8 protein-coding genes are annotated in these 10356 nt (G+C 71.5%); 2 read left to right on the forward strand and 6 right to left on the reverse strand.

Annotated features, from left to right (window positions below; genetic code table 11):
* The first annotated feature begins 358 nt into the window (after positions 1–358).
* Positions 359–781 carry an SAV_6107 family HEPN domain-containing protein gene (locus tag H0X00_RS17170; protein ID WP_293773245.1) on the forward strand — a complete coding sequence of 141 codons (423 nt, stop codon included), beginning with the start codon at positions 359–361 and terminating at the stop codon, positions 779–781.
* A 1-nt stretch (position 782) separates the two neighbouring features.
* On the opposite strand, the gene pgl is transcribed toward H0X00_RS17170, so the two are convergent.
* The 6 genes from pgl to tkt form a co-directional block, all read right to left on the reverse strand.
* Complete coding sequence (gene pgl, locus H0X00_RS17175; RefSeq protein ID WP_293773247.1) at positions 783–1562, reverse strand: 6-phosphogluconolactonase; 780 nt, start codon at positions 1560–1562, stop codon at positions 783–785.
* Positions 1559–2482 carry a glucose-6-phosphate dehydrogenase assembly protein OpcA gene (locus H0X00_RS17180; RefSeq protein WP_293773249.1) on the reverse strand — a complete coding sequence of 308 codons (924 nt, stop codon included), beginning with the start codon at positions 2480–2482 and terminating at the stop codon, positions 1559–1561. The genes pgl and H0X00_RS17180 overlap by 4 nt, the downstream gene beginning before the upstream one ends.
* Positions 2479–4068, reverse strand: coding sequence for a glucose-6-phosphate dehydrogenase (gene zwf, locus H0X00_RS17185; protein ID WP_293773251.1), 1590 nt, complete (start codon positions 4066–4068; stop codon positions 2479–2481). Before zwf ends, H0X00_RS17180 begins: the two co-directional genes overlap by 4 nt.
* A complete protein-coding gene (locus tag H0X00_RS17190) occupies positions 4065–5654 on the reverse strand; it encodes a glucose-6-phosphate isomerase (RefSeq protein ID WP_367186675.1) in 1590 nt (529 codons plus the stop codon). The genes zwf and H0X00_RS17190 overlap by 4 nt, the downstream gene beginning before the upstream one ends.
* Positions 5655–5728: 74 nt before the next feature.
* Positions 5729–6844 carry a transaldolase gene (tal, locus tag H0X00_RS17195; protein WP_293773255.1) on the reverse strand — a complete coding sequence of 372 codons (1116 nt, stop codon included), beginning with the start codon at positions 6842–6844 and terminating at the stop codon, positions 5729–5731.
* A gap of 35 nt (positions 6845–6879) precedes the next feature.
* Positions 6880–8991 (reverse strand): transketolase, encoded by a 2112-nt coding sequence (gene tkt, locus H0X00_RS17200; RefSeq protein WP_293773256.1) that lies wholly within the window; start codon positions 8989–8991, stop codon positions 6880–6882.
* A gap of 229 nt (positions 8992–9220) precedes the next feature.
* Here tkt and H0X00_RS17205 point away from each other — a divergent pair, with 229 nt between their 5' ends.
* Positions 9221–10132, forward strand: coding sequence for a heme o synthase (locus tag H0X00_RS17205; RefSeq protein ID WP_293773258.1), 912 nt, complete (start codon positions 9221–9223; stop codon positions 10130–10132).
* Positions 10133–10356 lie beyond the last annotated feature (224 nt).

Raw genomic sequence — 10356 nt, forward strand, 5'->3', positions numbered from 1 at the left:
GCTCTTCTACCGCCTGCTCCAGCAGGCCGTCGCCACCGATCCACACCCGCTGAACGAACTGATCGTCAGATAACAGTCCCGATAAGGATCACTGCACTCAAGCAGATATGCAGAACGTATGTTCGAGCGACTGAAATCCCCCCGCGGTCGCCTGAGCGTTCGGCACCACTCGCCGGCGGGCGGTTGGCCTCGACCCCCGGCCGCCCGTCCGGCGACACAAGTCCGAAGGAGAGGTGTGCTCGCGGAATGCACGAGGCATGTCGTCCTTGTCGATCACTGCGTCGCTTCGCGCCGCGGTGGGGGGTTCGCCACCCCGCACCCCCCAACTCGCTTCGCTCGCCAGCTGTCGGAGGCCGTGATGAGTCTGGTCATTGAGCACCCCTCCCCGTCGAACTCCGGCGCCCCGGACCTGCTGGCGGCAGCTGGGCACTGTCTGGCTGCAGCGACCGGCGCCGTACGTCCGATCGACCGCTATGCCTCGGCCCACCTCGCCGCGCTGCGTGGCGCCTCCGCCGTGCTGGCGGTGCGCGCGCATCCGATCACCGGGCGGCGCCGGCGACCGGCCACGGCGTGGGAGCTGCTGATCGCGGTCGCCCCGGAACTGTCGGAGTGGGCGGCGTTCTTCGCGGCGGGTGCCAGCAAGCGCGCCGCGGCTCAGGCCGGTCTGACCCACGCGGTCACCACCCGGGAGGCCGACGACCTGATGCGCGACGCCGCCACCTTCGTCGCGTTGGTCGCGGCAATGCTCGACGTGCCGTGCCCGCAGGCGGCCTGCCTGTAGGTCAGGGCGAGGCGGCGCGGGCCAACGAGGCCGGCAGCTTGGCCGCGGCCGCGCGGTCGAGCAGCCACAGCGTGCGTGAACGTCCCACCGCGCCGGCGGCCGGGATCTGCACCGGTCCGGTCCCGGAGAGCGCGAGGTGCACCGCCGAGGCCTTGTCCTCCCCGGCGACCACCAGCCAGACCTCCTTGGCACCGCGGATCGTCGGCAGCGTGAGGCTGATGCGCGTCGGAGGCGGCTTGGGGGAGTTGCGCACGCCGACCACCGAGCGAACCTCTTCGTAGAGGGCGGGCTTCTCCGGGAACAGGGAGGCGACGTGCCCGTCGGGTCCCACGCCCAGCAGCATCACGTCGAACGCCGGCGCCAGGCCGTGGTCCTCGGGGCGCGCGGCGGACTTCAACGCGGCGGCGTACCGGGCGGCTGCGGCCTCCGGGTCGTCGCCGTCGGGCCCGTCACTGGCCGGCATGGCGTGCACGCGCTCCGGGTCCACCCCGACCTTGTCGAGTAGGGCGGCCCGGGCCTGCGTCTCGTTGCGGTCGGCGTGCCCGGCCGGCAGGAACCGTTCGTCGCCCCACCAGATGTCGAGGTTGCGCCAGTCGATCGCGGCGCGGGCCGGCATGTCGGCCAACGCGGCCAACGTGGCGATCCCGAGGGATCCGCCGGTGAGCACGATCGAGGCCCGGCCGGTGGCGGCCTGGACGTCGACCAGGCGGGTCACCAACCTGGCGGCGATGGCGGCCGCCAGCGTCGGCGGGTCCCGGTGCACGAGGACGGTGGCGGTCACAACGAGGTCCCTCCCGGGTCGGGGGTGGCGCAGGCGGCCAGGCAGTCGGCGTAGATCTCGTCCGGATCGAGGCGGCGCAGTTCCTCGGCGATCAGTTCGGAGAGCGGGCGCCGGGGCAGTGCGATCGGCCGCTCCGGCCAGCCGGGCGCGCTGAGCGTGGCCAGCCGTCCATCGGTGCGCACCAGGGCGATTTCCCCGCCCTCGGTGACCAGCCGGACCTCGGTCAACCCGGGCCCACCGGAGGTCCCTCGTTCCACCTCGATCCCGAGCCGGAGCTGCAGCCAGCGGGCGAGCAGTTCGGTGCTCGGGCTGTCGGCCTCGCCTGCGACCGAGCCACGGACGATCGGGTCGTGTGGCTGGTCGAGGGCCGCCGCCAGCTGACTGCGCCACGGCGTCACCCGGGTCCAGGAAAGGTCGGTGTCGCCCTCGGCGTAGGAGGCCGCGCGGTGAGTCAGTCCGGCCACCGGATCCGCGGCGGTCGCCAGGTCGGTGATCCGGCGCTGGCTCAGCGCCCCGATCGGGTCGGCGGACGGGTCGGCGGGTGCCTGCCCCGGCCAGTACGTCACCACCGGCGCGTCAGGAACCAGCAGGGGAAGCACGACCGAGTCCGCGTGCGCGGCCAGTTCTCCGCACAGGTCCAGGATCACGAGTTCGCCCGGCCCGCGTTCACCGCTGCCGAAAATCTCGGAGTCGAGCCGCGCGGTGTCCGCCGTCGAACGGCAGCGGGCCACCAGGATCCGCGAGGGGTGCTCGGCCGCAGTGATCACGGCAGCCTCGACGGCCTCAGCGTGCTCGTCGTCCTCGGTCACCACCACGAGGGTGAGGACCTGACCGGTGGCCTGGCTCCCGCCGGCCCGGCGCGCCGCGATCAGCGCCTTGTTGATCCCGGCGGCCGTGGTGTCCTTCAGCAGCTCGCTCATGGCCGCCGCCAGACGCGGCCGTCACGCGCCAGCATCGCATCCGCACCCGCCGGCCCCCAGGTGCCGGCCGGGTAGTCCTCGGGCGGGCCCTGGGCGGCCCAGAACTCCTCGATGGGGTCGAGCACCTTCCAGCCGAACTCGACCTCGGCGGCGCGCGGGAACAGCGGCGGGTCACCGAGCAGCACGTCGAGGATGAGCCGCTCGTATGCCTCCGGCGAGGTCTCGGTGAACGCGCCGCCGTAGGCGAAATCCATCGTGACGTCGCGGACCTCCATCGCCGAACCGGGCACCTTCGAGCCGAAGCGCACCGTGGTGCCCTCGTCCGGCTGGATCCGGCAGACCAGCGCGTTCTGGCCGAGTTCCTCGGTGGCGGTGGCCTCGAACGGCAGATGCGGGACGCGCTGGAACATCAGCGCGATCTCGGTGACCCGGCGGCCCAGTCGCTTGCCGGTGCGCAGGTAGAACGGGACCCCGGCCCAGCGGCGGGTGTCGAGTTCCAGCTTCACCGCGGCGTAGGTCTCGGTGGTGGAGTCCGAGGCGATGCCCTCCTCCTCGCAGTAGCCGATGACCTTCTGCCCGCCCTGCCAGCCGGCGGAGTAGCGGCCGCGCGCGGTTGCGGTCGACAGGTCGGACGGCAACCGGATCGCGGAGAGCACCTTCTCCTTCTCGGCGCGCAGATCGTCGGCGGAGAAGGAGACGGGCTCCTCCATCGCGGTCAGCGCAAGCAGTTGCAGCAGGTGGTTCTGCAGGACGTCGCGGGCGGCGCCGATGCCGTCGTAGTACCCGGCGCGCCCGCCGATGCCGATGTCCTCGGCCATCGTGATCTGCACGTGGTCGATGAAGTTGCGGTTCCAGATCGGCTCGTAGAGCTGGTTGGCGAAGCGCAGGGCGAGGATGTTCTGGACGGTCTCCTTGCCCAGGTAGTGGTCGATCCGGAACACCGCGGACGGCGGGAAGACCTCCTCGACGATCCGGTTCAGCTCGCGCGCGCTGGCCAGGTCGTGCCCGAACGGCTTCTCGATCACGACCCGGCGCCAGGAGCCGTCGCGCTGCTCAGTGAGGCCGTGCTCCTTGAGTTGGCCGACCACCTCGGCGAAGAACTTCGGTGGGATCGAGAGGTAGAACGCGTGGTTGCCGCCGGTGCCGCGGTTGCGGTCCAGTTCGGCGAGCGTCTCGCAGAGCGTGCCGAAGGCGGCGTCGTCACCGAAGTCGCCCTGCACGAAGCGGAAGCCCTCCGACAGCGCCGCCCAGACCTCCTCGCGGAAGGGCGTGCGGGCGTGCTCCTGGACAGCGTCGCGCACCACCTGGGCGAAGTCCTGATCGGCCCACTCCCGCCGCGCGTAACCGATCAGGGAGAACCCCGGCGGCAACAGGCCGCGGTTGGCCAGGTCGTAGATCGCCGGCATCACCTTCTTGCGGGCGAGGTCGCCGGTGACGCCGAACACGACCAGCCCGGAAGGTCCCGCGATCCGCGGGAGTCGCTTGTCCCGCGGGTCGCGCAGGGGATTGCGCCGCGCGTCCCGTTCGGTGGCGATCGGACCGGCCGTGGCGATCGGGCCGGCCGTAGCGATCGGGCCGGCCGTCATGCCCCGAGCGTGTCGAGCAGGGCGGCGATGCCGGCGGCCCGGTCGGTCAGGTGCAGCCGCAATGCCGGTCGGCCGCGTTCGGTCAGCGCCCCGAGGTCGCCGAGGGCCTGCGCCATCTGCAGCGTGCCGAAGGTGTACGGCTGGCCAGGGACCTGCAGGTCCTCGGTGACCGCGCCGGTGATCTGCACGAAGACCCCGACCTGCGGGCCGCCCTTGTGGAACTGGCCGGTCGAGTGCAGGAAGCGCGGACCCCAGCCGAAGGTGACCGGGCGACCGGACACCAGCCTGGCCGCGGCCGGGCGCAGCTTGGCCACGTCGGCGTCGCCGAACCGGTCCAGGTAGGCCATCAGCGCCAGGTACTCCTTGGGCCCGACCTGACGCAGGATCAGTTCGAGGGCGTCGATCAGGGTCTTCGCCGCACCGAAGGTCGCCTCGTCGCCGAAGACCTGAATCGGGCCGTCGGTGAACAGCGGGGCCGGGATGTCCAGTCCGTCGGTGCCGGCCGCCTCGAGCAGGCGGGCGGTGTTCTCCTTGGACTCAGTCACGTTCGGCTGGTCGAACGGGTTGAGGTGCAGCCCCCAGCCGGTGAACGCGGTGGCCCACTCCCAGAGCAGGAACTGCGCGCCGAGCGGGCCGGAGGTGATGCGGATCTCGGACTTGTCGTGGTCGCCGAGCGTGGCCTTCACGGTGTCCTCGCCGGCGTCGAGGAACCCGGGGGCGTCGACTCCTTCGAGGATGACCGGGAGCAATCCGCTGTTGTTCTTGCCGGTGGACTCGGCGATCAATTGCTCGATCCAGTCGCCCAGGCCGTTCAGCGTCGGGTCCAGGGTGGCGATGGCCATCTTGTCCCGGCTGCCGCTGGCGGCCCCGGCGAGCGCGGCGCCGAGCAGTAGGCCCGGGTTGTTGGCCAGTTCGGCCAGCGCCGGGCTCAGGGCCTCGGCCTGATCGAGCAGCGCGGCCACGTCGGCCCCGGCCAGGGCACTCGGCACGAGGCCGAACGCGGTCAGCGCGCTGTAGCGGCCACCCACCATCGGGTCGGCGAGGAACACGGCCCGGTAGTTGCCGTCGCGGGCCACCTGCTCCAGCGGGGAGTCCGGGTCGGTGATCACGATGAAGCGGGATGCGACCTCGGCGTCGGACAGGCCGGCCTCGCGGAAGGCGTGGATGTAGGCGCGGCGGTGGCTGTCGGTCTCGATCGTCGAGCCGCTCTTGCTCGCGATGATCACCACGGTGCGCTCGATGCGGTCGGCGAGCGCGCGCCGGATCTGCTGTGGGTCGGTGGTGTCCAGCACCGTGAGCGCGACGCCGGCGTTGGCGGTGATGACCTCCGGCGCGAGCGAGGAACCGCCCATCCCGGCCAGCACGATGTGGTCCAGGCCGTCGGCGACCAGGCCGGCGCGGACCTCGTCGATCTGGGGGAGCAGGGCGCGGGAGGTCCGCGGCAGGTCCAGCCAGCCGAGGCGGACCACGGCCTCGAGGAACGCCTCCTCGCCCCACATGTTGGCGTCCTTCTCGGTGAGCCGCTTGACCGCCTCGTGGACGGAGGCAGCTCGAAGGGAGGACCCGGCGCGCTCGCGGATCTCCATGCCGGACAGGCGGACCCGGCAACCGCCGGCCTCGGCGGCGTAGGTGTTGAACGGGCTCGGTGCGGCCGGCGTGGTCACGAGTCGGCCCCCAGCCGGGTCAGCTCGGAGCCGACGGAGGCGAGCAGGTCGTTCCAGGCGGTGACGAACTTCTCGACGCCCTCGCGTTCGAGCCGGTCCACGACCTCGTCGTAAGAGATGCCGATCCCGGCCAGGTCGGCGAGGACCTGCCTCGCGTCGGCGTAGTACGCGCGCACGGTGTCCCCGGTCGCGGCCGAGTGGTCGGCGACCGCGTCGAGCGTTGCCTCGGGCATGGTGTTCACCGTCCCGGCGGCGACCAGGTCGTCGACGTAAAGGGTGTCTGCATACGCCGGGTCCTTCACGCCGGTGGAGGCCCACAGTGGGCGCTGGGGCTTGGCGCCCGCGGCGGCCAGGGCGCCCCAGCGCGAGGTGGCGAAGACCTCCTCGTAGGCCTCGAAGGCCAGGCGCGCGTTGGCGACAGCGGCCTTGCCGCGCAGCGCCTTGGCCTGCGCCGTACCGAGCTTGTCCAGGCGCTTGTCGATCTCGCTGTCGACCCGGGAGACGAAGAACGAGGCGACCGAGCCGATGCGCTCCAGGGGCAGGCCGGCCTTCTGCGCCCGCTCGATCCCGTCCAGGAAGGCGTCCATCACATCGCGGTAGCGCGCCAGAGAGAAGATCAGGGTGACGTTGACGCTGATGCCTTCGGCCAGGCACTGCGCGATCGCGGGCAGGCCGGCCTCGGTGGCCGGGATCTTGATGTAGAGGTTCGGGCGGTCCACGGCCCACCACAGCGCGCGCGCCTCGGCGATCGTCTTTGCGGTCTCGGTCGCGAAACGCGGGTCGACCTCGATCGAGACCCGACCGTCCACGCCGTCGGTCGCGTCGTAGACCGGGCGCAGCACGTCGCAGGCCTCGCGGACGTCGGCGGTGGTGATCGAGCGCACCGCCTCGTCCACGTGGACCCCGCGCACCGCCAGGTCGAGGATCTGCGGGTCGTACAGGTCGGACTTGGACACCGCGGCCTGGAAGATCGAGGGATTCGTGGTCACGCCCACGACGTAGGAATCGCGGACCAGCTCCGCCAGGGTGCCCGTCTGCAGGCGCTCGCGGGACAGGTCGTCCAGCCAGATGGCGACCCCGGCCGCCGAGAGCCGTCGCAGGTTGTCGGTCATCGTTCTCCTTGCAGTCTGAGGCATCTGACGATCGGTCAGTTGCCCGTGGTCGAGCCCTTCTCGCCGCGGGTGCGGGCGAGTGAGCGGTGTGCTGCGGCGACGACCGCAGGCGCGGTGATGCCGAACTGCTCGTAGAGGGTCGTGTACGGGGCCGAGGCGCCGAAGTGTTCGAGCGAGACGACCTCGCCGCCGTCGCCGAGGTAGCGCCACCAGCCCTGGGCGATGCCGGCCTCGACGGAGACGCGGGCCTTGACCCGGGCCGGCAGCACCGTCTGGCGGTAAGCCTCGTCCTGGGCGTTGAACCACTCGACGCAGGGCATCGAGACCACCCGGGTCGGGATGCCCTCGGCCTCGAGGGCGGTGCGGGCCTCGACCGCGAGCTGCAGCTCGGAGCCGGTGGCGATCAGGATCAGGTCCGGCAGGCCCCCTGTTTGCAAGCCGGCCTCCTGCAGGATGTAGCCGCCGCGGGCGACGCCGTCCGCCGAGGCGAACTCCCCGCCGGAGCGGTCGTACGTCGGCACGTTCTGTCGGGTCAGGCACATCGCGGCCGGGCCGTGAGGGTTCTCCAGCACGGTGCGCCAGGCCACGACGGTCTCGTTGGCGTCGCCGGGGCGGATGACATCGAGGCCGGGGATCGCACGCAGCGCCCAGAGGTGCTCGACCGGCTGGTGCGTCGGGCCGTCCTCGCCGAGACCGATCGAGTCGTGCGACCACACGTGGACGACCGGGGCCTTCATCAGCGCGCCGAGACGGACCGCGCCGCGCATGTAGTCGGAGAAGACCAGGAACGTGCCGCCGTAGGGCCGGAACGTGCCGTCCAGCGCGATGCCGTTCATGGCCGCGCCCATCGCGTGCTCGCGGACGCCGAAGTGGATGTTCCGTCCGGCCGGGTCCGCGTTCTTCGCGGTGGAGCCGACGGGCAGGAAGCTGGGCTCGCCCTCGATCCAGGTCAGGTTGGACTCGGCCAGGTCGGCCGAGCCGCCCCACAGCTCGGGGAGCAGGGCGGCGATCGCGTTCAACGTCTCGCCGGAGGCCTTGCGCGTGGCCACGCCCTTGCCCGCCGGGAACTCCGGCAGCTTGGCGGCCCAGCCGTCGGGCAGGCGCTTGGCCCGCATCCGGTCGAGCTCGGCGGCCCGCTCCGGGTTGGCCTCGCGCCACGTGGCGTAGCGGGCGTCCCACTCGGCGTGCAGCGCGCGGCCGCGGTCGACGACCTCGCGGGCGTGCGCCAGCACGTCGTCGGCGATCTGGAAGCTCTGCTCCGGGTCGAAGCCGAGGACCTTCTTGGTGGCGGCGACCTCGTCCTTACCCAGCGCCGAGCCGTGCGCCTTGCCGGTGTTCTGCGCGTTCGGCGCGGGCCAGGCGATGATCGAGCGCACCGCGATGATCGACGGCGCGCTGCGGTTGTCTCGGGCGGTCGCCAGCGCGGCGTGGATCGCGTCGACGTCGTTGGCGTCGTCGACCCGCTGGGTGTGCCAGCCGTAGGCGGCGTAGCGGGCCAGCACGTCCTCGGTGAACGCGACGTCGGTGTCGCCCTCGATGGAGATGTGGTTGTCGTCGTAGAGCATGACGAGTTCGCCGAGCTTCTGGGTGCCGGCGAGGGAGGAGGCCTCGGAGGCGACGCCCTCCTCCATGTCGCCGTCGGAGGCGAAGACGTAGATCGAGTGGTCGAAGACGCTCTCGCCCTCGGGGGCCTCGGGGTCGAACAGGCAGCGGGTGCGCCGGGCGGCCATCGCCATCCCGACCGCGGTGGCCACGCCCTGGCCGAGCGGGCCGGTGGTGGTCTCGACGCCGGCGGTGTGGTGGATCTCGGGGTGGCCGGGGGTCAGGCTGCCCCACTGGCGCAGGTGGCGCAGGTCGTCGACGGTCAGGCCGTAGCCGGACAGGAACAGCTGCACGTACTGCGTCAGGCTGGAGTGCCCGCAGCTGAGCACGAACCGGTCGCGGCCGAGCCAGGTCGGGTCGGTGGGGTCGTGGCGGAGCAGACGTTGGTAGGTCAGGTACGCGGCGGGGGCCAGGCTCATCGCCGTCCCGGGGTGGCCATTTCCGGCCGCTTCGACGGCGTCCATGGCCAGCACGCGGGCGGTGTCGACGGCGCGGGCGTCGAGGTCGGTCCAGGTGGGGTCGAGGCTGCGATTGTCGCTGCTCACTGCGGCGGGATCCTCTCGGTTGGACCGGAGATTCGAGCCTATCCACCGACCTCTCTGCCCCCGGCGGCGCATGTGACGCAGCCGGTGCCCCCGTTGACCGGAGGCCCCTGGGGCGGGAGCTACAGTGAGTGCCGCTCGTCGCCGGCCGTTGTTCCCCCGGCATGGGCGTGCCCATCCGCGACCCGCCCCCGAGGTACGAGTGACGACTGTCGATCTCCGCCCTGCCGGGGTGCAGGTCGGTGTTGGCCGGCGCAGCCTCGGCGACACGGTCCGCGCCTATGTCGCGCTGACCAAGCCGCGCATCATCGAGCTCCTGCTGGTCACCACTGCACCGGTGATGTTTTTGGCCGAACGCGGCGTGCCCGACCTGTGGCTGGTGGTCGCGACGCTGGTCGGCGGGACCATGGCCGCGGGCAGCGCGAACGTCCTGAACTGTTACCTCGACCGCGACATCGATCTGCAGATGCGCCGGACCCGTCGTCGGCCGCTGCCGATGCACGGGGTCTCCGCTCGGGAGACGCTGATCTTCGGTGTCCTCCTCGGGATCGCCGCGACCCTGATGCTCGGCCTGGCCGTGAACTGGCTCTCGGCTCTGTTGGCCTTGACGGCCAATCTGTTCTACGTCTTCGGCTACACGATGTTCCTCAAGCGGCGCACGTCGCAGAACATCGTCTGGGGCGGCGCGGCCGGGTGCTTCCCGCCGCTGATCGGCTGGACCGCGGTCACGGGGTCGATCTCCTGGGCGCCCATCGTGCTGTTCGGGGTCGTCTTCTTCTGGACCCCGCCGCACTTCTGGGCGCTCGCGATGCGCTACAAGGAGGACTACGCGGCCGCGAACGTCCCGATGCTGCCGGTGGTCGCGACCGAGACCCGCGTCATCACCGAGATCACCATCTACACCTGGGCCACCGTCCTGTGCTCGCTGGCGCTGTGGCCGGTCGCCGACACCGGCGCGCTCTACCCGATCGTCGCCGCCGTGCTCGGCGTCGCGATCCTGATCGAGTCGCACCGCCTTCTCGGCAAGGTGCGCAGCGGCGTGACCGGCGTCGACCTGAACCCGATGCGCCTGTTCCACCTCTCGAACAGCTACCTCGCCCTGCTGTTCCTGGTCATCGCGATCGACGCCGTCGCCTTCGCCTGACCTCGGCTCCTGCTCCAGCCTCCCGAGAACACCGGACTCTGGCTGCGTGGGCGGGGTATCGCGCGACCTCGATAGCCCGCCCACACCGCCAGAGTGGGAGCTAGTGGTCCGTCTGCGAATTGATCTGGTTGAGGACCTCACGCCCGCGACGGACCTTGGCGATGATCTCCTCCGCGGTCGCCTTCCAGATGAAGGGCTTCGGGTCGGTGTTCCAGTGCTCGGCC

This window comes from Sporichthya sp. (assembly GCF_013815995.1).
Taxonomy (GTDB): Bacteria; Actinomycetota; Actinomycetes; order Sporichthyales; family Sporichthyaceae; genus Sporichthya.

Bases quoted from the DNA above. Each gene is read 5' to 3' on its own strand.
- H0X00_RS17170 (WP_293773245.1), top strand. From the start codon at position 359: ATGAGTCTGGTCATTGAGCACCCCTCCCCGTCGAACTCCGGCGCCCCG.
- H0X00_RS17180 (WP_293773249.1), bottom strand. From the start codon at position 2,482: ATGAGCGAGCTGCTGAAGGACACCACGGCCGCCGGGATCAACAAGGCG.
- zwf (WP_293773251.1), bottom strand. From the start codon at position 4,068: ATGACGGCCGGCCCGATCGCTACGGCCGGCCCGATCGCCACGGCCGGT.
- H0X00_RS17190 (WP_367186675.1), bottom strand. From the start codon at position 5,654: ATGGAGATCCGCGAGCGCGCCGGGTCCTCCCTTCGAGCTGCCTCCGTC.
- tal (WP_293773255.1), bottom strand. From the start codon at position 6,844: ATGACCGACAACCTGCGACGGCTCTCGGCGGCCGGGGTCGCCATCTGG.